The organism is Enterobacter sp. UNJFSC 003 (assembly GCF_036903355.1).
Lineage (GTDB): Bacteria > Pseudomonadota > Gammaproteobacteria > Enterobacterales > Enterobacteriaceae > Enterobacter.
This window is the reverse complement of sequence record NZ_JBAKHK010000004.1, coordinates 339,521-361,770: the sequence shown is the minus strand read 5'-3', so window position 1 is coordinate 361,770 and position 22,250 is coordinate 339,521. Positions and strand designations below refer to the sequence as shown.

At 53.0% G+C, this 22,250-nt stretch carries 19 protein-coding genes; 7 read left to right on the top strand and 12 right to left on the bottom strand.

What is annotated here, in order from left to right; translation table 11 throughout:
• Window positions 1-78: 78 nt before the first annotated feature.
• The 9 genes from bamA to rpsB all read right to left on the bottom strand — a co-directional run bounded on the left by bamA (window position 79) and on the right by rpsB (window position 10,293).
• Window positions 79-2,496 carry an outer membrane protein assembly factor BamA gene (gene bamA, locus V5P19_RS13695; protein ID WP_334404109.1) on the bottom strand — a complete coding sequence of 806 codons (2,418 nt, stop codon included), beginning with the start codon at window positions 2,494-2,496 and terminating at the stop codon, window positions 79-81.
• A gap of 31 nt (window positions 2,497-2,527) precedes the next feature.
• Window positions 2,528-3,880, bottom strand: a complete 1,353-nt coding sequence (rseP, locus tag V5P19_RS13690) for a sigma E protease regulator RseP (RefSeq protein WP_334404106.1) — start codon at window positions 3,878-3,880, stop codon at window positions 2,528-2,530.
• 11 nt (window positions 3,881-3,891) lie between these two features.
• Window positions 3,892-4,749: a phosphatidate cytidylyltransferase gene (gene cdsA, locus V5P19_RS13685; protein WP_334404104.1), complete on the bottom strand. Its 858-nt coding sequence runs from the start codon at window positions 4,747-4,749 to the stop codon at window positions 3,892-3,894.
• A 12-nt stretch (window positions 4,750-4,761) separates the two neighbouring features.
• Window positions 4,762-5,520, bottom strand: a complete 759-nt coding sequence (gene ispU / locus V5P19_RS13680) for a (2E,6E)-farnesyl-diphosphate-specific ditrans,polycis-undecaprenyl-diphosphate synthase (RefSeq protein ID WP_334404102.1) — start codon at window positions 5,518-5,520, stop codon at window positions 4,762-4,764.
• Window positions 5,521-5,705: 185 nt separating this feature from the next.
• Entirely contained in the window at window positions 5,706-6,905 is a 1,200-nt protein-coding gene (ispC, locus tag V5P19_RS13675; RefSeq protein WP_334404100.1) for a 1-deoxy-D-xylulose-5-phosphate reductoisomerase, read from the bottom strand.
• A gap of 93 nt (window positions 6,906-6,998) precedes the next feature.
• Window positions 6,999-7,556, bottom strand: coding sequence for a ribosome recycling factor (gene frr, locus V5P19_RS13670; RefSeq protein ID WP_006173607.1), 558 nt, complete (start codon window positions 7,554-7,556; stop codon window positions 6,999-7,001).
• A gap of 167 nt (window positions 7,557-7,723) precedes the next feature.
• Window positions 7,724-8,449, bottom strand: coding sequence for a UMP kinase (pyrH, locus tag V5P19_RS13665; RefSeq protein WP_334404097.1), 726 nt, complete (start codon window positions 8,447-8,449; stop codon window positions 7,724-7,726).
• Window positions 8,450-8,598: 149 nt separating this feature from the next.
• Window positions 8,599-9,450, bottom strand: a complete 852-nt coding sequence (gene tsf, locus V5P19_RS13660; protein ID WP_334404095.1) for a translation elongation factor Ts — start codon at window positions 9,448-9,450, stop codon at window positions 8,599-8,601.
• 117 nt (window positions 9,451-9,567) lie between these two features.
• Window positions 9,568-10,293 (bottom strand): 30S ribosomal protein S2, encoded by a 726-nt coding sequence (gene rpsB, locus V5P19_RS13655; protein WP_334404094.1) that lies wholly within the window; start codon window positions 10,291-10,293, stop codon window positions 9,568-9,570.
• 320 nt (window positions 10,294-10,613) lie between these two features.
• Between rpsB and map the strand changes: the two genes are divergently transcribed.
• The 4 genes from map to V5P19_RS13635 all read left to right on the top strand — a co-directional run bounded on the left by map (window position 10,614) and on the right by V5P19_RS13635 (window position 15,501).
• A complete protein-coding gene (gene map, locus V5P19_RS13650) occupies window positions 10,614-11,408 on the top strand; it encodes a type I methionyl aminopeptidase (RefSeq protein WP_234675565.1) in 795 nt (264 codons plus the stop codon).
• A 62-nt stretch (window positions 11,409-11,470) separates the two neighbouring features.
• Complete coding sequence (gene glnD / locus V5P19_RS13645) at window positions 11,471-14,146, top strand: bifunctional uridylyltransferase/uridylyl-removing protein GlnD (protein ID WP_334404091.1); 2,676 nt, start codon at window positions 11,471-11,473, stop codon at window positions 14,144-14,146.
• Between the two features lie 32 nt (window positions 14,147-14,178).
• Complete coding sequence (gene dapD / locus V5P19_RS13640; protein ID WP_008501915.1) at window positions 14,179-15,003, top strand: 2,3,4,5-tetrahydropyridine-2,6-dicarboxylate N-succinyltransferase; 825 nt, start codon at window positions 14,179-14,181, stop codon at window positions 15,001-15,003.
• Window positions 15,004-15,114: 111 nt separating this feature from the next.
• Window positions 15,115-15,501, top strand: coding sequence for a DUF3461 family protein (locus tag V5P19_RS13635; RefSeq protein ID WP_064324896.1), 387 nt, complete (start codon window positions 15,115-15,117; stop codon window positions 15,499-15,501).
• Window positions 15,502-15,572: 71 nt separating this feature from the next.
• Here V5P19_RS13635 and cdaR read toward each other — a convergent pair whose 3' ends face one another.
• From cdaR to dgt, 3 genes are all read right to left on the bottom strand, one after another.
• Window positions 15,573-16,730 carry a DNA-binding transcriptional regulator CdaR gene (cdaR, locus tag V5P19_RS13630; RefSeq protein ID WP_334404087.1) on the bottom strand — a complete coding sequence of 386 codons (1,158 nt, stop codon included), beginning with the start codon at window positions 16,728-16,730 and terminating at the stop codon, window positions 15,573-15,575.
• Window positions 16,731-16,883: 153 nt separating this feature from the next.
• Window positions 16,884-18,329 carry a serine endoprotease DegP gene (gene degP, locus V5P19_RS13625; RefSeq protein ID WP_334404085.1) on the bottom strand — a complete coding sequence of 482 codons (1,446 nt, stop codon included), beginning with the start codon at window positions 18,327-18,329 and terminating at the stop codon, window positions 16,884-16,886.
• Between the two features lie 132 nt (window positions 18,330-18,461).
• Window positions 18,462-19,976, bottom strand: a complete 1,515-nt coding sequence (gene dgt, locus V5P19_RS13620) for a dGTPase (RefSeq protein ID WP_334404083.1) — start codon at window positions 19,974-19,976, stop codon at window positions 18,462-18,464.
• 83 nt (window positions 19,977-20,059) lie between these two features.
• Between dgt and mtnN the strand changes: the two genes are divergently transcribed.
• The 3 genes from mtnN to V5P19_RS13605 are packed head-to-tail and all read left to right on the top strand — an operon-like array spanning window position 20,060 to window position 22,205.
• Entirely contained in the window at window positions 20,060-20,758 is a 699-nt protein-coding gene (gene mtnN / locus V5P19_RS13615; RefSeq protein WP_334404081.1) for a 5'-methylthioadenosine/S-adenosylhomocysteine nucleosidase, read from the top strand.
• Complete coding sequence (gene btuF / locus V5P19_RS13610) at window positions 20,751-21,551, top strand: vitamin B12 ABC transporter substrate-binding protein BtuF (RefSeq protein ID WP_334404079.1); 801 nt, start codon at window positions 20,751-20,753, stop codon at window positions 21,549-21,551. Before mtnN ends, btuF begins: the two co-directional genes overlap by 8 nt.
• 30 nt (window positions 21,552-21,581) lie before the next feature.
• Window positions 21,582-22,205, top strand: coding sequence for a TRIC cation channel family protein (locus V5P19_RS13605; RefSeq protein WP_334404077.1), 624 nt, complete (start codon window positions 21,582-21,584; stop codon window positions 22,203-22,205).
• Window positions 22,206-22,250 lie beyond the last annotated feature (45 nt).

Here is a 22,250-nt window from a genome sequence, read left to right as displayed (position 1 = left end):
TTGCGTGGCAAGGCGATCGTGTTACCGATCGCCAATTGTCAGCGCTACACAGCTAACGCATTCCATTGCTGCGGATTATTACCATGTTTTACCAATGTTAAACTGGAATTGCTCCGACTTATCTCCATCATATTTCTTAAACGGCTGGGCGTAAGAGAAGACCAACGGCCCCAGCGGTGACATCCATTGTAATGCGATACCGGCAGACATGCGAATATTGCTCGGATCGCTGTAGTCAGGAACGCCTGCCGCGCGCATCTGAGCAGTATTCTGCCAGTTGGTATCCCACACAGTACCGGCATCCCAGAAGAAGGACGTACGGACTGAGTTCGCATATTTATCACTGATAAACGGCGTTGGCGTGATGAACTCAAGGCTGGCTACCGCCATCGCGTTACCACCTACTGCATCGTTAGAGCTACACACTTCGGAAGATGAAGACTTGTCGCAGTTGTCCTTATCGTTCCCACCGTAGTAAACCGCTTTCGGACCAATGTTATTGGACTGGAAGCCACGAACGGTACTTGAGCCACCCGCGTAGAAGTTCTCATAGAACGGTAATTCTTTACTGCCGATGCCGTCACCATAGCCCCAACGGGTACGACCCAGAACAACCCATTTATGATCGTCATCGACCGGGAAGTAAGAGGCTGTATCCAGCGTAACCTTGTAGAACTCGTTATCAGAGCCTGGAACAGTCACTTTACCGTTCAGGTTGACGCGAGAACCTTCCGTTGGGAAGTAACCACGGTCGAGGCGGTTATACGTCCAGCCGTAGTTAAAGGTGAAGTCATCCGCAGCGAAACCGTTGTTATCGCTGGAGGTGCTTGCTGACTGGCCGATAGAGTCCAGATAGCGCCACATCGCCACCTGCGGTTGCATATTGGACAGGTCGTTATGCACATAACCTAAACCAGCACGCAGGGTGTTGTATTCGTTAATCGGGAAGCCAAGCGTACCGTCTACACCGTAGCTCTTGTTGGTGTAGGAAGACAGGTCTGCGTCGTCTGCTTTGAAGTCGTTATAGAAGATACGACCGCCCAGGCTCACACCGTCAACGGTGAAGTATGGGTTGGTGACAGAAAACTCAGAGTAAGTCTGGTAGTCGTTTTTGGTACCGTTGATACCAACGGAGTAGCCCGTACCCAGCCAGTTATCCTGCTGAACGCCCACCTGGAAGCTCACGCCGCTTTCGGTACCGTAACCGACACCGAAGTTGAAGCTACCGGTGTTACGCTCTTTGACCTTATAAACGACATCAACCTGATCCGGGCTGCCGGGTACACGCTGGGTGTCGGTATCAACCGTTTCAAAGTAACCGAGACGGTTCAGACGCTCTTTACCTTGGTCAACGAGATCGCTACCTAACCATGCCCCTTCCATTTGACGCATTTCGCGACGCAGGACGGAGTCTTTGGAGGTGTCGTTACCTTCGAAGCGGATCTTACGTACGTAGAAACGGTTACCCGCATCAACGTTGACGTGAAGCTTAACGGTTTTATCAGCGTCGTTAATTTCTGGCTGAGTTTGTACGCGCGGATACGCATAACCATAGCGGCCGAGCAGCTTCTTAATGCTGTCTTCCATTTTGGTTACTTTAGAACCGCTATACAAATCGCCCGGCTGAATTTTGGTCAGCGATTCGATTTCAGCAGAATGCCCTGCCAGATTCCCGCTCACTTCAACACCAGAAAGCTTGTACTGATCGCCTTCAGTGATGTTTACCGTAATGTAGATCCCTTTTTTGTCAGGAGTCAGACTCACCTGCGTCGAATCGATGTTGAAACGAGCATAGCCGCGATCCAGATAGTAACTGCGCAGGGTTTCAAGATCGCCTGCCAGCTTCTGTTTCTGGTATTTACGATCGCCGACCACGTTCCACCACGGCACTTCGTCGCGCAACTGGAAGGTTGAGATCAGTTCGTCAGTGCTGAACGCGTGGTTCCCTACGATGTTGATCTGTTGGATCTTCGCAGAGACACCCTCCTGGAAGACCAGTTTCAGGTCTACACGGTTACGTGGCAGCGGAGTAACAACCGCTTTCACGCTGGCGCTGTACTTACCGACGCTGTAATAGAAATCTTCCAGACCTTTTTCAATGTCTGAAAGGGTTGTGCGGTCCAGAGATTCCCCCACACGAACACCGGATGCTTCAAGATTTTGCTTGAGCATGTCATCTTTCACCGATTTGTTGCCGGAGAAAGTGATACTGGCGATCGTTGGACGTTCTTTTACCTGAACCAGCAGCGTATCACCATCGCGCAGGACGCGAACGTCCTCAAAGTTGCCAGTGGCAAACAGGGCGCGGATGGTGTTACTGATGTCATCATCATTAACCGTATCGCCTGGGCGAACTGGCATACTGAGGAGGGCCGCACCAACGGCGACACGCTGAAGGCCTTCGAAATGAATATCTTTCACTACGAACCCGTCAGCACCGTATACGGTGGCGCTGCTAAACAGCAGCGACGCTATGAGCAACTTTTTCATCGCCATCGTTATTATGCGTTCTTCCTAACTAACTCTCTTACAACCGAGAGAAATCATTGAAAAGTGCAAGCCCCATTAACAGCACCAGCAAAATCGAGCCAATGCGATAACTAAAGTCTTGAACTCGCTCGGATACCGGTCCGCCTTTTAGCTTTTCAATCGCCAAAAACAGCAGATGACCCCCGTCTAGCACGGGAAGCGGGAACAGGTTGATTATCCCAAGGTTCACGCTAATGAGCGCGAGAAACATAAGATAGTAAATCACCCCGAATTCCGCTGACATCCCAGCCCCCTGAGCTATCGAAATTGGCCCACTGAGGTTGTTCAGTTTCACATCACCGGTTATCAATTTCCCCAACATGTTGACCGTTAGCTTCATCAATTGCCATGTCTTATCCGTGGCTTCAAGGATGGCGCTAAACGGCCCATACTGGCGTATTGTCTTGTACTCATCTGGCAGCGGGATCACTTTCGGCACTACACCAGCGAACCCTTCTGCCTTTTTGCCGCCCGATTTGGTATCCGGGGTAAGCGTCAGAGAAAGCGGACTCCCCTGCCTTTCAACTTCTAGCGCGAGCGACGTACCCGGATTATCGCGCACAAGAGTAACAAAGGTCATCCACTGTGTTAATGGTTGACCATCGACTTTAACGATCCTGTCGCCCGCTTGCAAACCTGCTTTGCTCGCTGCCGAGTTTGCCTGTACTTCGGCTAAAACCGGCTCTATCTGCGCGCTGCGCGGGCGAATACCCAATGCGGATACAGGATCTTCTTTGTCAGGCTCGAAACGCCAGTGGCGTAAATCCAGCACTTTGTCCTGCCGCTGGTCAGTACCAAACGGTGAAACGCTGATGGTGGTCTGCTTATCACCGATTTTGGAGACCAACTGCAGTCGCACGGCATCCCAATCAGGGGTTTCGATGCCATCAATCGCTTTAAGTTCCATCCCTGACGTAATTTGCGCACTCGCCGCGATAGAGTCAGGGGCAATCTCACCCACGACCGGACGCACGCCAGGTACGCCGATGATAAACACCAGCCAGTAGGCGAAAATAGCAAAGATGAAATTGGCTACCGGTCCGGCAGCAATGATGGCAGCACGTTGTCCAACGGTTTTGTTGTTGAACGCGCTGTGTCGAAGCTCAGGGGCCACAGGCTCGACACGTTCGTCGAGCATTTTAACGTAGCCCCCTAGCGGGATAAGGGCAATAACGAATTCGGTACCGCGCCGGTCAGTTCGCTTCCAGAGCGATTTACCAAAACCGATGGAGAATCGCTCTACGCGTACACCGCAGCGGCGAGCAACCCAGAAATGGCCAAATTCATGCACGGTAATCAGTACACCCAGTGCAACAATGAACGCCGCCAGATTCCAGAGAATGCTCAGCATAAAACCTTCCGTTAAATCGTCCCGAATACCAGTAAAAGCAGACATGCAAATACTGGGACTGCAGCCGTCAGGCTGTCAATACGGTCCAGTATCCCGCCGTGGCCTGGAATCAAATGACCACTGTCCTTTATCCCTGCTTCACGCTTGAACATACTTTCGGTTAAATCACCCAATACCGAAGCCAGTGCAGCAAAAATCGAGCACACCAGCAGTATCGACGGTGCGACATTGAGATCTGCCCAGACGCCATAGCCCCAAGAGATGATCGCCGCAGTAAACAGGCCGCCGATGAAACCTTGCCAGGTTTTGCCCGGAGAAACTTTCGGTGCCAGTTTATGTTTGCCGAACAGTTTACCAAACATATAGGCCCCAGAGTCAGCCCCCCAGACGAGAATCATCACATAAAGCAGCCAGAGCGCACCGCTATAGTGGTTTTCATCATAGTGCCAGGCGCGCAGCGCGAGCATACCCCAGAAAAAAGGAACAATTGTGAGCAGGCCAAAAATAAGGCGCAACACTTTTGAATTGCGCCATAGGGCTGCGGATCCTGGATAAAACAGAACCAGCACAAGGGCGGCAACCCACCAGACCAGCGAAACCCACAGGGAGCCGGCAACCAGCGGTTGATGAATATCATGGTGATATTCCGGTAAGGTAAACAGCATCAGAGCCAACAATAGGCCACAGAGCACCGCCAGCCATACCCGCTGTGTTCGTGAGGTAAAACCGCTAAATTGTCCCCACTCCCACGCGGCCAGCATACAGACCACCAGCGTGACAATAGCGAATCCCACCGGGGGCAGTAAAAACAGCGCCGCAATGACAATGGGTATTAATACAAAAGCGGAAATCAGGCGATACTTCAGCAAAAGCTACCCCCATCAGGCTTTGTCGCCACCAGGCTCGGTGCCGCCGAAACGACGCTCTCGATTGGCAAAGGCATGCAGCGCACCTTCAAAGTCTTGTTCATCAAAATCGGGCCAAAGAACATCCGTAAAGTAAAGTTCGGCATAGGCAATTTGCCAGAGCAAAAAGTTACTAATTCGATGTTCTCCCCCTGTCCTAATTACCAAATCCACAGGTGCCAGTTCATTCATGCAGATTTGCTGACCCAGCGCCTCTTCATCAATCTGGTCGGGTCTCAACAGCCCTTCCTGAACCTGTTCAGCCAGATGCCGAACGCCCTGGATAATGTCCCATCGCCCGCCGTAATTCGCCGCGATGTTCAGCGTCAGACCAGTATTATTTTCAGTCAGCGCTTCTGCTTTGCGAATCCGTTCCTGCAAACGTGAGTTAAAACGACTGGTTTCGCCAATAATACGCAAGCGGACATTGTGGCGGTGCAGGCTTTTTACTTCGCTGTCGAGCGCCCACACAAACAATTCCATCAACGCAGTCACTTCCTGCGGAGGTCGATTCCAGTTTTCACTGCTAAAAGCATAGAGCGTTAACGCATCAATGCCGTTGTTGGCGGCAAAAGAAACGGCGCGGCGAACAGATTTCGCCCCAGCTTTATGCCCAAAGGCTCGTATCTTCCCTTGTCTTTTCGCCCAGCGGCCGTTGCCATCCATGATGATTGCTACATGACGACAGCCATGCGCTGGCAAGTTTTCGCTCATTGGTTGATTCGCAGACAACATAACGCGTTTTTGGTCCCTGAAAAGGATTTAACGGTACTCAGGAATACTGAAGCCTATACGTAAAAAAGCCGTGTGAACCACGGCTTACCTGACCACATAAAGTCAAATACCTGCGATCAGGTGGCGCAGACTATATCACTGAAGCCCAACGCTAACAAATAGCACGACCACTAGTGCTTGCTTTATCACCAGCTTGCGAGACGTGTCACCTGTTTACGCGCGACAATTCGAGCCTGCGCGTCCACCGCCAGCACTTCTTCCACGCTTTGTGGTTCACGCAAATCCATCATCTCCAGTACCGATAAATTCAGTGGTGCAATATCGGTAAAGCGGATTTGCTGATTCAGAAATGCCTCAACGGTAACTTCATTGGCTGCATTGAGTGCCGTCGTCGCCGCCTGCCCCTGGTCAAAGGCATTCATTGCAAGTTTCAAACACGGGTAGCGGTCATAATCTGGCTCGCTAAACGTCAGTGAATTCAACTTACAAAAATCGAGCGGTTTCACCCCGGATTTCGCGCGATTTGGCCACGCCATTGCGTGCGCAATTGGCGTACGCATATCCGGTTCACCCAGCTGTGCCAGCACGCTGCCATCCTGATAGCGCACCATTGAATGAATCACAGACTGCGGGTGGATCAGCACTTCCATCTGTTTCGCCGACGCATTAAAGAGCCAGCGAGCTTCAATGTATTCCAGACCTTTGTTCATCATGGTGGCTGAATCGACGGAGATCTTACGTCCCATCGACCAGTTCGGATGCCGGCACGCCTGAGCTGGCGTCATTACACTCAGTTCAGACAGTGGCGTTTCACGGAACGGGCCACCTGACCCGGTGAGCAGAATCGACACTATGCCATTCTGCTCCAGGTCAGCGTACCCCAGGTTCTGCTGAAAAGGTTGCGGTAAACTCTGAAAAATCGCGTTGTGTTCGCTATCGACCGGCAAAAGGCGTGCGCCACGCTGCTTTACCGCCTCCATGAACAGCCTTCCACAGGTCACGAGCGACTCTTTGTTCGCCAGCAGGACATCTTTACCCGCATCGATCGCCGCAAGCGTCGGCAGAAGTCCCGCCGCCCCGACGATGGCAGCCATGACCTGATTGACCTCATCCAGTGCGGCCATATCACAGGCAGCCTGTTGCCCGCTTAGCACCTCAGTGTGACTGCCCTTCTCCTGCAGCAACGCTTTTACCTGACGGGCGCTCTCTTCGTCATCCATCACCGCATAGCGGGGCGTAAACTCCAGGCATTGCTCGACCATTCGCTGCACGTTCTTACCGGCCACCAGCGCCGTCACGGTATAGAGTTCAGGATTATGGCGTACAACGTCGAGAGTACTGCAACCGATAGAGCCGGTTGAGCCAAGGAGAGTTAAATGCTTCATGAGATGCCCGAAAAGTTAGACCAGAGAAAAGCAAAACGCCGCCAGCAAGACATTAAGTCCCTCTGAGCGGCGTTTATCAGTGTACGACAGAAATCAGAACTGCATCAGTTCCGCTTCTTTATCTGCCAGCGCCGCATCAATTTTCTTGATAGCTGCGTCAGTCATTTTCTGCACATCATCCTGGGAACGACGGTCATCATCTTCACTGATCTCTTTTTCTTTCAGCAGAGCTTTTACTTTATCGTTCGCGTCACGGCGTACGTTACGTACGGAAACACGACCCTGCTCAGCTTCACCGCGTACTACTTTGATCAGGTCTTTACGACGCTCTTCAGTCAGTGCAGGCAGTGGAACACGGATATCAGCACCCGCAGAGCTTGGGTTCAGACCGAGGTCAGATGCCATGATCGCTTTCTCAATTGCCGGGCTCATTGAACGATCGAATACGTTGATTTTCAGCGTACGGGTATCTTCTACGGTAACGCTCGCAAGCTGACGCAGTGGAGTTGGCGTGCCGTAGTATTCTACGATAATGCCATCCAGCAGGCTTGGTGAGGCACGGCCAGTACGGATTTTGCTGATTTGGTTTTTGAACGCTTCAACGCATTTATCCATGCGTACTTCAGCATCTTTTCTGATGTCGTTAATCACGTTACGGATCCTTGAAAACTTGTCTCAGGCAGACTATCCGCCAGCACAGCGCTACAGATGTGCTAAGTATAGTCGCGTTTAATTCATGACAACGCCAAAGGCGCGTCCGGGTAAGATACCACTACAAAATAAAGCGGAATCTTACCTCTATTTATCGCCGACGGAAATTATTCCGTGATCAAAGTGCCTTCTTTTTCGCCCATGACAACGCGACGCAGTGCGCCAGGTTTGTTCATGTTGAAGACACGAATCGGCAGTTTGTGGTCGCGAGCCAGCGTGAAGGCGGCAAGATCCATCACTTTCAGCTCTTTATCCAGCACTTCATTATAGGACAGCTGATCGTACATGGTCGCAGCAGGATCTTTTGCCGGGTCAGCAGTAAACACGCCATCCACTTTGGTCGCTTTCAGAACCACATCGGCTTCGATTTCGATACCGCGCAGGCAGGCTGCGGAATCGGTAGTAAAGAACGGGTTACCCGTACCGGCGGAGAGGATCACCACGCGGTTGTTGCGCAGCAGGCTGATGGCTTCTGCCCAGCTGTAGTTATCGCAAACGCCATTCAGTGGAATAGCGGACATCAGGCGGGCGTTCACATAGGCGCGATGAAGCGCATCACGCATCGCCAGGCCATTCATTACGGTTGCCAGCATCCCCATGTGGTCGCCCACAACGCGGTTCATCCCCGCTTTCGCCAGACCAGCACCACGGAAAAGGTTGCCACCGCCAATGACCACGCCAACCTGAATGCCCAGTTCGACAAGTTCTTTGATTTCCTGTGCCATACGGTCAAGGATGCTTGCGTCAATACCGAAGCCTTCCGTTCCCTGCAGCGCTTCGCCACTCAGCTTAAGCAGAATGCGTTTGTACACGGGTTTTGCATTGGTAGCCATGTTTCTTTCCTGAGACTGTCAACGATTAAGATGGGGTTAATTCTGGCGACATGTTATGCCGCAAACCAGCGCAGGGATACAGTAACCTGTCTGATTTTGTATGACGGGTGATAAAAAGAAGCCGCCCTCAGGCGGCTCCTTTTCAATCATTAAGACTGCTTGGACATTGCAGCAACTTCTGCTGCGAAGTCAGTCTCAACTTTCTCGATGCCTTCGCCCACTTCGAAGCGGATGAAGCCAGTTACGTCAGCATTGTGCTCTTTCAGCAGCTGAGCAACAGACTTGCTTGGATCCATGACGAAAGGCTGGCCAGTCAGAGAAACTTCGCCGGTGAATTTCTTCATGCGGCCTTCAACCATTTTCTCTGCGATTTCTTTTGGCTTTCCAGACTGCATCGCGATGTCCAGCTGAACCTGGTACTCTTTCTCTACCACTTCAGCAGACACGTCTTCTGGCTTAACGAATTCTGGCTTGCTTGCAGCGATGTGCATTGCCAGCTGTTTAACCAGCTCTTCGTCAGCGCCTTTAGCAGCAACCAGAACACCGATACGTGCGCCGTGCTGGTAAGAACCCAGAACGTCGCCTTCCAGGGAAGCAACGCGACGGATGTTGATGTTCTCACCGATTTTAGCAACCAGTGCAACACGTTCTTCTTCGAACTGAGCTTTCAGAACGTCAACGTCAGTGATTTTGCCCGCAACAGCTGCGTCCAGAACTTTGTTAGCAAATGCCTGGAAGCCGCCATCTTTAGCAACGAAGTCAGTCTGGCAGTTAACTTCCAGAATGATGCCGTAGTTGCCGTCGATTTTGGTGATGATCACGCCGTCAGCAGCAACGTTGCCTGCTTTCTTAGCTGCTTTGATCGCACCGGATTTACGCATGTTTTCGATTGCCAGCTCGATGTCGCCGTTCGCTTCAGTCAGCGCTTTTTTGCAATCCATCATGCCTGCGCCAGTACGCTCGCGCAGCTCTTTTACCAGGGATGCGGTAATTTCAGCCATTCTTAAATCCTCGGGAGATGTGAACTGCCCGGCCGGGAGCCAAACAGTATAAATTGAAAAAAGGGGCCGGTAATGGGCCCCTATTCATACACGGTACTAATAAGGGGTAAAACCTTATTATTCAGCTTCTACGAAGCTTTCTTCCGCTTGAGAAGCCAGATCCTGGGAACGGCCTTCACGAACGGTAGCAGCTACAGCACCCAGGTACAGGCTGATAGCACGGATTGCATCGTCGTTACCCGGGATAACGAAGTCAACACCGTCCGGATCGGAGTTGGTATCAACGATAGCAAATACCGGGATACCCAGGTTGTTAGCTTCTTTGATTGCGATGTGCTCGTGGTCTGCATCGATTACGAACAGCGCGTCTGGCAGGCCGCCCATATCTTTGATACCGCCCAGGCTGTTTTCCAGCTTGTCCAGTTCACGAGTACGCATCAGCGCTTCTTTCTTAGTCAGCTTGTCGAAAGTACCGTCCTGAGACTGAGTTTCCAGATCTTTCAGGCGTTTGATTGACTGACGAACGGTTTTCCAGTTGGTCAGCATGCCGCCCAACCAGCGATGGTTCACGAAGAACTGATCGCAGCTGTTAGCAGCTTCTTTCACAGCTTCGCTTGCAGCGCGTTTAGTACCAACCATCAGAATCTTACCTTTACGGGAAGAGATCTTGCTCAGCTCAGCCAGGGCTTCGTTGAACATTGGTACAGTTTTCTCAAGGTTGATGATGTGAACTTTGTTACGCGCGCCGAAGATGAAAGGCTTCATTTTCGGGTTCCAGTAACGGGTCTGGTGACCAAAGTGAACACCAGCCTTGAGCATGTCGCGCATGGAAACAGTTGCCATGTTTAAAACCTCTATATTAAAAGTTGGGGTTATGCCTCCACGTATCCCATATTACCGACCCCAAAGGGCACCCCGGAATATGTGCCGATACGTGTGTGTTGTTACACAAAGTGAGATTTGTCGCCTCCGTCCATTCTGTGCATATGAAATGGATCGGAAGTCCGGCGCGCTTTATACCACAAAACACGACCAGAAACCAACTGTTGTTGGCGGAGTGTGCCGTTAATGATTCTCAATTTGGCACGGGGTGCGCCTGACTGATACCATTGATGACACGTAAATAAGTATTGTCGAAAAATCGACACCGATGGACAGATTACATGGCTATCTCTATTAAGACACCTGAAGAAATTGAAAAGATGCGCGTCGCCGGTCGTCTGGCCGCGGAAGTGCTGGAAATGATCGAGCCCTTTGTTAAACCAGGCGTCAGCACTGGCGAACTGGATCGCATCTGTAACGACTATATTGTTAATGAGCAGCACGCGGTTTCCGCCTGCCTCGGCTACCACGGCTTCCCGAAATCCGTCTGCATCTCTATTAATGAAGTGGTTTGCCACGGCATTCCGGATGACGAGAAACTGCTGAAAGACGGCGACATCGTCAATATCGACGTCACCGTCATTAAAGACGAATATCACGGTGACACCTCTAAGATGTTCATCGTGGGCAAGCCAACGATCCTCGGCGAGCGTCTGTGCAAAGTCACGCAAGAGAGCCTTTACCTGGCGCTGAAGATGGTGAAACCAGGTATCCGTCTGCGCACTATCGGTGCCGCAATTCAGAAATTCGTCGAAGCGGAAGGTTTCTCTGTGGTTCGCGAATACTGCGGCCACGGCATTGGTCGTGTGTTCCATGAAGAACCTCAAGTGCTTCATTACGATGCGGATGACGGCGGCGTAGTACTGCAAAAAGGCATGACCTTCACAATCGAACCTATGGTTAACTCTGGCGATTACCGCATCCGTACCATGAAAGATGGCTGGACGGTGAAAACCAAAGACAGAAGCTTGTCTGCGCAGTACGAGCATACTATTGTGGTAACAGACAACGGCTGCGAAATTATGACGTTGCGCAAGGATGACACCATCCCGGCGATACTGACGAACATTGAGTGATAAAAAGCCGGCAAATGCCGGCTTTTTTAATGGCGATAGCTTTTTCTTATGGGTGGCACGCGATGAGTAATCTTTTACCCGAACAGTATGCTAACACAGCCCTCCCCACCCTCCCCGATCAGCCCGACAACCCGGGCGTCTGGCCACCGCACGAGCTAAAGTGTGCCGACATTAAGGCGCATATGGACGTTTTTCAACGCTGGCTGGGCAGCGCGTTTGACGCGGGGATTTCAGCCGAGCAGCTCATTGAAGCGCGTACCGAATTTATCGACCAGCTGCTGCAGCGCCTGTGGATTGACTACGGATTTGGGCAAATTAGCGACGTTGCGCTGGTCGCCGTCGGAGGCTACGGCCGCGGTGAGCTTCATCCGCTTTCCGATATCGACCTGCTGATCTTAAGCCGCAAGAAGCTGCCTGACGACCAGGCCCAGAAGATTGGCGAACTGCTGACGTTACTCTGGGATGTGAAGCTGGAAGTGGGCCACAGCGTGCGCACGCTTGAAGAGTGCCTGCTGGAAGGGTTATCTGACCTGACCGTCGCCACCAACCTGATTGAAACCCGTCTGCTGATTGGCGACGTCGCGCTGTTCCTGGAGCTGCAAAAACACATTTTCAGCGACGGCTTCTGGCCTTCCGAGAAGTTCTTTGCCGCCAAGGTCGAGGAGCAGAACCAGCGTCATCAGCGCTATCACGGCACCAGCTACAATCTCGAACCTGATATCAAAAGCAGTCCTGGCGGCCTGCGCGATATCCACACGCTGCAGTGGGTAGCTCGTCGCCACTTTGGCGCCACCTCAATGGATGAGATGGTTGGCTTTGGTTTCCTGACCGAGGCCGAGCGTAACGAGCTAAACGAATGTCTGCACCTGCTGTGGCGTATCCGCTTTGCCCTGCATCTGGAGGTGACGCGCTACGATAACCGCTTACTGTTCGACCGCCAGCTCAGCGTTGCCCAGCGCTTAAACTACCGCGGCGAAGGCAATGAGCCGGTCGAGCACATGATGAAGGATTTCTTCCGCGTCACCCGCCGCGTCACCGAACTGAACCAGATGTTGCTGCAGCTGTTCGACGAGGCGATTCTGGCACTGCCGGCCGACGAAAAACCGCGCCCGATTGATGACGAATTCCAACTGCGCGGTACGCTTATCGATCTGCGTGACGACACGCTGTTTATCCGCGAGCCGGAAGCGATCCTGCGGATGTTTTACACCATGGTGCGCAACAGCACGATCACCGGAATCTACTCCACCACCCTGCGTCATCTGCGCCACGCGCGTCGCCATTTGAGGCAACCGCTGTGCTATATCCCGGAAGCACGCTCGCTGTTTCTCAGCATGCTCCGCCACCCGGGCGCCGTTAGCCGCGGGTTGCTGCCAATGCACCGCCACAGCGTGCTCTGGGCCTATATGCCACAATGGTCGCATATCGTTGGGCAGATGCAGTTCGATCTTTTCCACGCGTACACCGTGGATGAACACACGATCCGCGTGATGCTGAAGCTGGAAAGCTTCGCCAAAGAAGAGACCCGCTCTCGCCATCCGCTCTGCGTGGAACTTTGGCCGCGCCTGGCCCATCCTGAGCTAATCCTGATTGCCGCCCTGTTCCATGACATCGCCAAAGGTCGCGGCGGTGACCACTCGGTGCTGGGCGCGCAGGACGTGCTTAAATTTGCCGAGCTGCACGGTCTTAACTCACGGGAAACGCAGCTCGTGGCCTGGCTGGTTCGTCATCACCTGCTGATGTCGGTCACCGCGCAGCGCCGTGATATACAGGATCCCGAAGTCATCAAGCAGTTCGCCGAAGAGGTCCAGACGGAGAACCGCCTGCGCTATCTGGTCTGTCTGACAGTGGCGGATATTTGTGCCACCAACGAGACGCTCTGGAACAGCTGGAAGCAAAGCCTGCTGCGCGAGCTGTATTTTGCCACCGAAAAACAGCTACGTCGCGGGATGCAAAACACGCCGGACATGCGCGAACGCGTGCGCCATCACCAGCTTCAGGCGCTGGCGCTACTGCGGATGGATAACATTGATGAAGAAGCGCTGCATCAGATTTGGGCACGCTGTCGCGCGAACTACTTCGTACGCCATAGCCCAAATCAGCTTGCCTGGCATGCACGTCATCTGCTCAAGCATGATTTGTCTCAGCCGATGATCCTGCTCAGCCCGCAGGCGACGCGCGGCGGTACGGAGATCTTCATCTGGAGCCCGGACCGGCCGTATCTCTTTGCCGCGGTCTGCGCCGAGCTGGACCGTCGAAACCTGAGCGTCCACGACGCGCAGATTTTTACCACCCGTGACGGTATGGCGATGGACACCTTTATCGTGCTGGAGCCGGACGGCAGCCCGCTGTCGTCGGACAGGCATGAAGGGATACGTTTTGGTCTGGAGCAGGCCATTACTCAGCACAGCTGGCAGCCACCGCAGCCGCGCCGTCAGCCGTCGAAATTACGCCACTTTATCGTCGATACCGAGGTCAATTTCCTGCCGACCCATACCGATCGTAAATCGTTCCTCGAGCTGATCGCGCTCGACCAACCCGGACTGCTCGCCCGCGTCGGCCAGGTGTTTGCCGATCTGGGAATTTCGCTTCATGGCGCCAGAATTACAACCATTGGTGAACGAGTAGAAGATTTATTTATAATCGCGACTGCCGACCGGCGTGCTCTTAATAATGACCTGCAACTTGAGGTACAACAACGGTTGACAGCAGCCCTCAATCCAAACGATAAAGGGTGACGTGTTTTTTAGTGAAATGGAAAGAGTAAACAATGCAGCAGTTACAGAACGTTATTGAGTCCGCTTTTGAGCGTCGCGCCGAGATCACCCCGGCAAATGTGGATACCGTGACGCGTGAAGCGGTAAACCAGGTTATTTCCCTGCTGGATTCCGGCGCGCTGCGCGTGGCAGAAAAAATCGACGGTCAGTGGGTCACTCATCAATGGCTGAAGAAAGCCGTGCTGCTCTCTTTCCGTATTAACGATAACCAGGTTATCGACGGAGCAGAAAGCCGCTACTTCGATAAAGTGCCAATGAAATTCGCTGATTACGACGAAGCACGTTTCCAGAAAGAAGGCTTCCGTGTGGTACCACCAGCAGCGGTTCGCCAGGGCGCATTTATCGCGCGAAATACCGTTCTGATGCCTTCCTACGTGAACATCGGTGCTTACGTTGACGAAGGCACCATGGTGGATACCTGGGCAACCGTCGGTTCTTGCGCGCAGATCGGTAAAAACGTTCACCTCTCAGGCGGCGTCGGCATCGGCGGCGTACTGGAGCCGCTGCAGGCTAACCCAACCATCATCGAAGACAACTGCTTCATCGGCGCACGTTCTGAAGTGGTAGAAGGGGTGATCGTAGAAGAAGGCTCCGTCATCTCTATGGGCGTTTATATCGGCCAGAGCACCCGTATTTACGATCGCGAAACCGGTGAAGTCCATTACGGTCGCGTGCCAGCCGGTTCCGTTGTTGTTTCTGGCAACCTGCCGTCTAAAGATGGCAAATACAGCCTCTACTGTGCGGTTATCGTGAAGAAAGTGGATGCGAAAACCCGCGGTAAAGTCGGTATCAACGAACTGCTGCGCACCATCGATTAATCAGGTATAACAAAAAGCGGGGGCAACCCCGCTTTTTTTGTATCTGAGGGTGGCGAAAATAGATTTTTTCGTTAATTATTCAAAGGTTATGTTGAGATCAAGGGTACCGCTATGTACGATAATCTGAAAAGTCTGGGCATTACCAATCCTGATGAAATCGATCGTTACAGCCTTCGCCAGGAAGCTAATAACGACATTTTAAAAATCTATTTTCACAAGGACAAAGGAGAGTTTTTCGCCAAGAGCGTGAAGTTTAAATACCCACGCCAGCGTAAGACCGTCGTTGCTGACGGTGTAGGACAGGGATACAAAGAAGTACAGGAAATCAGCCCTAACCTGCGCTATGTGATCGATGAACTCGATCAGATCTGTCAGCGCGATCGCACCGAAGTCGATCTCAAACGTAAGATCCTTGATGACCTGCGTCATCTGGAAAGCGTTGTCACCCACAAGATCAGCGAGATAGAAGCGGATCTTGAGAAGTTAACGCGAAAATAAAAGCAAAACGGCAATCTTTGATTGCCGTTTTTAGCGTTTGCGCCCTCTCCCTCAGAAAGCGTGTGGAACCCTCACCTCTGCTCGTCCAGCTGCAGCGCCACATACAGCAGTAGCCTGTCGTCGAAATTTCCCAAATCCAACCCCGTCAGTTCTGAGATCCGATTAAGCCGATACTCCAACGTGTTACGGTGTATGAACAGCGCTTTTGAGGTTGCCAGCGGCTGCACGTTGTGGCGAAACCACGCCTGTAACGTGCGACGCAACAGGCCGTTGTTGTCCATAGCCTTCAGGCGCACTAGCGGACGCGCCAGCTCGTTTGCCTGCCAGCCACCACGCAGGCTATCGAGGAGCACCGGAAGCATGAGATCCTGATAGAAGTAACTGCGGCTTTCCGGCATGCGCTGCTTGCCCACCATCATCGTGGTGCGCGCCGTACGCCAGGAACGGGCGATACTGCCTGGCCCGGTAAAGTAATTGCCGAGGGCGACGCGAAAACGAAGCTGGCCGTTCTCTTTCATTCGCGCGATCAGCTGATCCACACGACGACGATGATCTTCGGCGTCCCAGCGACCAAACGGGTTGAGCGCGGGTTTGAGCACCACCATTTCCGTCAGAGAGACAATCGCCACCAGATTGTTACGCTCCGGCGTCGCCAGCGCATTTTGCAATTGCTGCAGCTCGGCCATTGCGCTATCCACGCCCAGTTGCCCGCTGTCCACCTCAATCACCGCCACCACGCGCGGCTGATTCAGATCGATGCCCAGACGCTGTGCCCATTCGCTCAGCGCGGGCGTGTGTTCCTCGGCCTGAATCAGGTTCATCACCAGTTCTTCACGCAAACGGCTGTCCTGCGCCAACAGGTGCATCAGACGCGATTGTTCCAGCATCATCTCTGCCGTCATACAAACCAGTTCACCGTACTTACGCAGAGATTCAGGCTCGCCGGTCAGACCGATAACCCCGACAATCTCCCCTTCCAGACGCAGCGGTAAATTGATGCCCTGACGAACGCCATGAAGATGCTTTGCTACCGCATCATCGATATCTACCACGCGGCCCTGAGAAAGCACCAGTAACGCCCCTTCGTGCAATTCCCCAATGCGCTCACGATCGCCGCTACCAATAATGCGCCCACGGGCATCCATTACGTTGATATTGGTATCGATGATGCGCATGGTGCGCGCCACGATATCCTGCGCCATTTTGGTATCAAGATGCCAGCCAGCCATGTAACCCTCCCGTGAGCAGAGCTCAAGCATAGGGGAGTTCCTTTACGACCGCATTGTGCGGATGCACAAAGTCAGGGGGGAGAAGTATGGACTTGTGGGAAAGGTCACAGAAACGAGAAAAGCCCCTGCGTAGAACACGCAGGGGCTTGGGGATTACTGCATCAGCAGGTAAATGGAAGAGTCACCACGCTGAATATTCAGCGCCAGCACAGAAGGTTTGCTGTCGAGAATTTTGCGCAGTTCAGCGATGTTTTTCACCGGCTGCTGGTTCGCACCCATGATGACATCACCTTTCTTCAGGCCGATACGGGCAGCCGGGCTGTTCGCCTTCACATTGTTGACCACCACGCCTTTATCAGCGCCCTTGTTGCTCATCTCAGCGCCTTCAATACCGCTAAAGATAGTGCTGGAATCAACCTGATTCTGGCTGCTCTGCTGCAGTTCCAGAGTCACATTAACGGCCTTACCATCACGCAGCAGGCCGAGGGTAACTTTGCTGCCAATTGGCATGGAACCCACTTCGGCACGCAGGGCGGCAAAGCTGCTGATAGGCTTACCGTTCAGGGAGGTAATCACATCACCTGCTTTAATGCCCGCTTTCGCCGCAGAGGAGTTCGGCATAACCTGGCTGACGAACGCGCCGCGCTGGGCGTCAACTTTCATCGCTTTCGCCAGTTCAGAGTTCAGTTCGGTACCCAGGATCCCCAGCTCGCCGCGTTTTACCTGGCCATACTGCACCATCTGTGCGGTCAGGTTTTTCACCATATTACTTGGGATAGCAAAACCGATACCGATGTTGCCACCGTCTGGGGCCAGGATCGCGGTGTTGATACCAATCAGTTCACCGTTCAGGTTCACCAGCGCACCGCCGGAGTTACCACGGTTAATGGCTGCATCCGTCTGGATAAAGTTTTCATAGTTCTCTGCGTTCAGGCCGCTACGACCCAGCGCGGAGACGATACCCGAGGTCACGGTTTCACCCAGACCGAACGGGTTGCCGATGGCCACGGTGTAGTCACCGACGCGCAGCGCGTCAGAATCGGCAATCTTAATCGCCGTCAGGTTTTTAGGATCCTGAATTTGGATCAGCGCGATATCAGAGCGCGGATCTTTACCCACCACTTTGGCGTCAAATTTACGCCCATCGCTCAGCTGAACTTTAATGGTACTGGCGTTATCCACAACGTGGTTGTTCGTCACCACGTAGCCTTTGGCCGCATCAATGATTACGCCAGAACCCAGCGCCATAAATTTCTGCTGCTGGCCGCCGCCGTTGCCGCCCTGGCTGTCATCCCCTGCGCCACCGCCCTGACAGAACGGAGAACTCTGGAATGGCGAACCGTCCTGGCAGAATGGCGAGTTGTCACCGAAGAACTGCTGGAAGTTACGCGGCATACGCGGCGTGTTGACGGTCGTGCTGCCCTCAACGTTGATACTTACCACCGATGGCATCACCTTTTCGAGCATCGGTGCCAGGCTTGGCATCTGCTGCGCGGTTGCTGCCGACGACGCGGTCTCAGCTGCAGTAGCCGTCAGAGGAGACAGCGCTAAACCTAAACTCAGAGCCAGTGCACTCATTGCTAATGTGGTTTTTTTCATGTTTCTCAATCTCGATTTACCCAATAACGCAAAATTGCTGTGTAACTCAGATTCATTTTATACCGCTTAGTTCCGGGATTAAGTTTATGGAAAAAGTAAAAATTTATTGGCCGTCTTTACAAAACTCCGGATTTATTCAACGGCCATAAGTTTGCGGTATTCATCCCAGGCATACAAATCTGTCATGCCGCTGATATAGTCCTGGATAAGACGGCAGCGATAATAATATTCCATCACCGGCCATTGAGCCGATTTCCGATCCAGCTTGCTGATGGCTTCGACATAAGCAAGGCGGTGGCGGGTGGAGAGTTTCTGGTAGAGCCGTGATTCGATGGGTAACCGTCGCACGCGTTCTTTTTCTACCAGCTCGCTGAACTCATCGAGCGATAATTGCAGCAGCGGACGATAAATTTCCAGTAAGCCACTGATAACCCGGTATCCCTGAAGCTCCAACTGTTCAACATCCGGATGGCTAAACACATGGCGCATCGCAACATGTTTATAAAGTTCAAGGAGCTGGCTGAAGCTGCTTTCATCTTCCAGCAGTGCATGATTGAATTCCCCGCTAAAGATCGTCGGCAAATTATCAATAAAGCGCGATGCCGCATAGGGCACCAGTTTATTTAATGTATTGACCCGTAAATACATAAAGAACTGATCTTCCGTACTGCGGCTTAATGTATTTGAACGTGATTTTTCCCAGGCATTTTCGACGACTTGAGAAAATAGCGATCCTTTTTCATGCTTACCCCAAGCCTCATAAAGATGCTGATACAGCTCCTCGACGCTGAATATTCTTTTCTCAACGGCGTCTTCCAGGTCGGCTACACAATAGGAAATATCGTCAGCGGCTTCCATAATCCACGTGAGCGGGAAGCGGCCGTTTGGCGTCAATGAAAGTTCTTTACGTAAACGCTCAATATAGACCTCTTCGGAGAGATAATACCCGGGCTTTTTCATCAAATAACTGTGTGAGGCGGGCACTTCACCCATCCACCAGGCTGGTCGCGTATATTTGAGGATGCAGCCCACCTGTGCCCAGGTCAGGTTCATCCGCATCAGGGAATGAACCAACCTGATTCCCTGTGCATTTCCCTCGAAATGACAGAGATCCTGGCGCACTTTACGCCGCACATCGTTCACCCCTTCTTCGCCCTCGCGCAGACGTAAATCCCGCACCACGCAGCGGTCATCGCTAAGCGGCTGGCTTATCGCATCCGACGGAAAAAGCCGCTGTTTGAACCAGTCGTTGATCGCTGCCTCGCCAAAATGGCCAAAAGGCGGGTTACCGATGTCGTGCATCAGGCAAGCCATCTCAACGATGCTCTCAAAAGGCCCGGTCAGTTCATCAAGGCCATAGGTTTCCAGCAGCCGTTGTTCTTTAAGTCGGCTCAAAATCTCTTTGGCAATATAGCGCCCCACCTGCTGCACTTCCATCGAGTGGGTTAAGCGTGTGCGCACCGCGGCGTTACGTTCAAGCGGGAAGACCTGGGTCTTCTGCTGTAAGCGACGGATAGCCGGCGAGTTAATAATACGCCCACGATCGCTTTCGAAAATACGCAGGATCTCATGTTCGCTTTTGTCACCCTGCGGCGACCGGAAACGTCGATGCCAGTTAATTTTGATGCGAAAATCGATCTGCGCCATGTGCTCCCCCGCGTGAGAAATGCGCTTCCACTAAAGCCCATGATAGACTATGCATCTTAACAAGGCACATCGCGAGTAAATCTATGAAAATCGGCATTATTGGTGCAATGGAAGAAGAAGTTACGCTGCTGCGTGACAAAATTGAGAACCGTCAGACCCTCTCTCTTGGTGGTTGTGAAATCTATACCGGCCAACTGAACGGCGTTGAGGTTGCTCTGCTGAAATCTGGCATCGGTAAAGTTGCCGCAGCGCTGGGCGCAACACTGTTACTTGAGCGCTGCAAGCCGGACGTGGTTATCAATACCGGCTCTGCGGGTGGTCTTGCGCCGACGCTGAAAGTGGGTGATATCGTGGTCTCTGACGAAGCGCGTTATCACGATGCCGACGTTACCGCATTTGGCTACGAATACGGCCAGCTTCCGGGTTGCCCGGCCGGGTTTAAAGCCGACGATAAGCTGATTGCGGCAGCAGAAACCTGTATCGCAGAGCTGAACCTCAACGCGGTGCGCGGCCTGATAGTGAGCGGCGATGCCTTCATCAATGGCTCTGTCGGCCTGGCAAAAATTCGACATAACTTCCCGCAGGCGGTTGCCGTTGAGATGGAAGCCACCGCGATTGCGCATGTTTGCCACAATTTCAACGTCCCGTTCGTGGTGGTTCGCGCCATTTCTGACGTGGCCGACCAACAGTCGCACCTGAGTTTTGACGAGTTCCTGACCGTTGCGGCAAAACAGTCCACCGTGATGGTGGAACGCCTGGTGCAGAATCTGGCTCGTGGCTAACCATACCTTCAGGGCGCTGGCCGCCCTGTTTCTGCTCGCCCCGGCATGGCTTCTTGCTGCGTCGAGGGTAATCACCCTCTCCCCTGCCAACACCGAACTGGCGTTCGCCGCCGGGATCACCCCGATTGGCGTGAGCAGCTTTTCAGATTATCCCCCGCAGGCTTCGGGTATTGAGCAGGTAGCGACCTGGCAAGGAATGAACATTGAGCGGATCGTGGCGCTCAAGCCCGATCTCGTGCTGGCCTGGCGCGGCGGTAATGCCGAACGACAGGTCAACCAGCTGACCTCACTTGGGATCAAAGTGATGTGGGTCGATGCTGTGAGCATCGAGCAAGTTGCGCAGGCGCTTCGTGCTCTGGCACCTTACAGCCCTACGCCGAAAAAAGCCGAGGCCGCGGCAAATCAGCTGCTCAGCGACTATGCAGCGTTAAAAGCCAAATACGACACTTCCACAAAAAAACGCATCTTCCTGCAGTTTGGCAGCCAGCCGCTGTTCACCACCGGTAAGGGCTCGATTCAGAATCAGGTGCTTGAAGTCTGTGGCGGCGAGAACATCTTTGCCGCCAGCCGTGTGCCGTGGCCGCAGGTGAGTCGAGAACAGGTTTTGGCCCGCCAGCCCCAGGCCATTGTAGTGGTCGGAAATGCGAGCGAGATTCCTAAAATTGAACAATTCTGGCAACGTCAGCTCAAAATTCCGGTGATAGCGCTTAACGGCGACTGGTTTGAACGCGCCAGCCCGCGTATTATCCTCGCCGCAAAACAACTCTGTGCCGCGCTGGCAGAGAGTCACTAACATAGATACATACTTTTCGAGGATTTAACGATGCTCGTCTATTGGCTGGATATTCTTGGCACAGCCGTTTTTGCTATCTCCGGCGTATTGCTCGCGGGAAAACTACGCATGGATCCTTTTGGCGTACTGGTGCTTGGCGTTGTGACCGCGGTTGGCGGTGGTACGATCCGCGATATGGCGCTGGCAAATGGCCCGGTATTTTGGGTAAAAGATCCGACCGATCTGGTGGTGGCGATGGTCACCTGCCTGTTAACCATCGCGCTGGTTCGCCAGCCACGCAGATTACCAAAATGGATACTTCCGGTGCTGGATGCGGTCGGTCTGGCCGTGTTTGTCGGTATTGGGGTGAATAAAGCCTTTAATGCGGGTACGGGCCCCATGGTAGCAATCTGCATGGGCGTTCTAACCGGCGTGGGCGGCGGGATTATTCGCGATATTCTGGCGCGCGAAATACCAATGATCCTGCGAACCGAAATCTACGCAACGGCCTGTATCGTTGGCGGAATTGTTCACGCCACGGCGTACTACACCTTTGCTATCCCGTTAGAAAATGCAGCGATGCTGGGAATGGTGGTGACGCTGGGGATCCGCTTAGCGGCAATACGCTGGCATCTTAAGCTGCCGACGTTTGCGCTAGATGAGAATGGCAGATAAACGCAAAACGGTAGCCACCAGGCTACCGTTTTGCGTGTTTTCGCC

Bases quoted from the DNA above. Each gene is read 5' to 3' on its own strand.
- bamA (WP_334404109.1), bottom strand. From the start codon at position 2,496: ATGGCGATGAAAAAGTTGCTCATAGCGTCGCTGCTGTTTAGCAGCGCC.
- rseP (WP_334404106.1), bottom strand. From the start codon at position 3,880: ATGCTGAGCATTCTCTGGAATCTGGCGGCGTTCATTGTTGCACTGGGT.
- ispU (WP_334404102.1), bottom strand. From the start codon at position 5,520: ATGTTGTCTGCGAATCAACCAATGAGCGAAAACTTGCCAGCGCATGGC.
- ispC (WP_334404100.1), bottom strand. From the start codon at position 6,905: ATGAAGCATTTAACTCTCCTTGGCTCAACCGGCTCTATCGGTTGCAGT.
- pyrH (WP_334404097.1), bottom strand. From the start codon at position 8,449: ATGGCTACCAATGCAAAACCCGTGTACAAACGCATTCTGCTTAAGCTG.
- tsf (WP_334404095.1), bottom strand. From the start codon at position 9,450: ATGGCTGAAATTACCGCATCCCTGGTAAAAGAGCTGCGCGAGCGTACT.
- rpsB (WP_334404094.1), bottom strand. From the start codon at position 10,293: ATGGCAACTGTTTCCATGCGCGACATGCTCAAGGCTGGTGTTCACTTT.
- map (WP_234675565.1), top strand. From the start codon at position 10,614: ATGGCTATCTCTATTAAGACACCTGAAGAAATTGAAAAGATGCGCGTC.
- glnD (WP_334404091.1), top strand. From the start codon at position 11,471: ATGAGTAATCTTTTACCCGAACAGTATGCTAACACAGCCCTCCCCACC.
- dapD (WP_008501915.1), top strand. From the start codon at position 14,179: ATGCAGCAGTTACAGAACGTTATTGAGTCCGCTTTTGAGCGTCGCGCC.
- V5P19_RS13635 (WP_064324896.1), top strand. From the start codon at position 15,115: ATGTACGATAATCTGAAAAGTCTGGGCATTACCAATCCTGATGAAATC.
- cdaR (WP_334404087.1), bottom strand. From the start codon at position 16,730: ATGGCTGGCTGGCATCTTGATACCAAAATGGCGCAGGATATCGTGGCG.
- degP (WP_334404085.1), bottom strand. From the start codon at position 18,329: ATGAAAAAAACCACATTAGCAATGAGTGCACTGGCTCTGAGTTTAGGT.
- dgt (WP_334404083.1), bottom strand. From the start codon at position 19,976: ATGGCGCAGATCGATTTTCGCATCAAAATTAACTGGCATCGACGTTTC.
- mtnN (WP_334404081.1), top strand. From the start codon at position 20,060: ATGAAAATCGGCATTATTGGTGCAATGGAAGAAGAAGTTACGCTGCTG.
- V5P19_RS13605 (WP_334404077.1), top strand. From the start codon at position 21,582: ATGCTCGTCTATTGGCTGGATATTCTTGGCACAGCCGTTTTTGCTATC.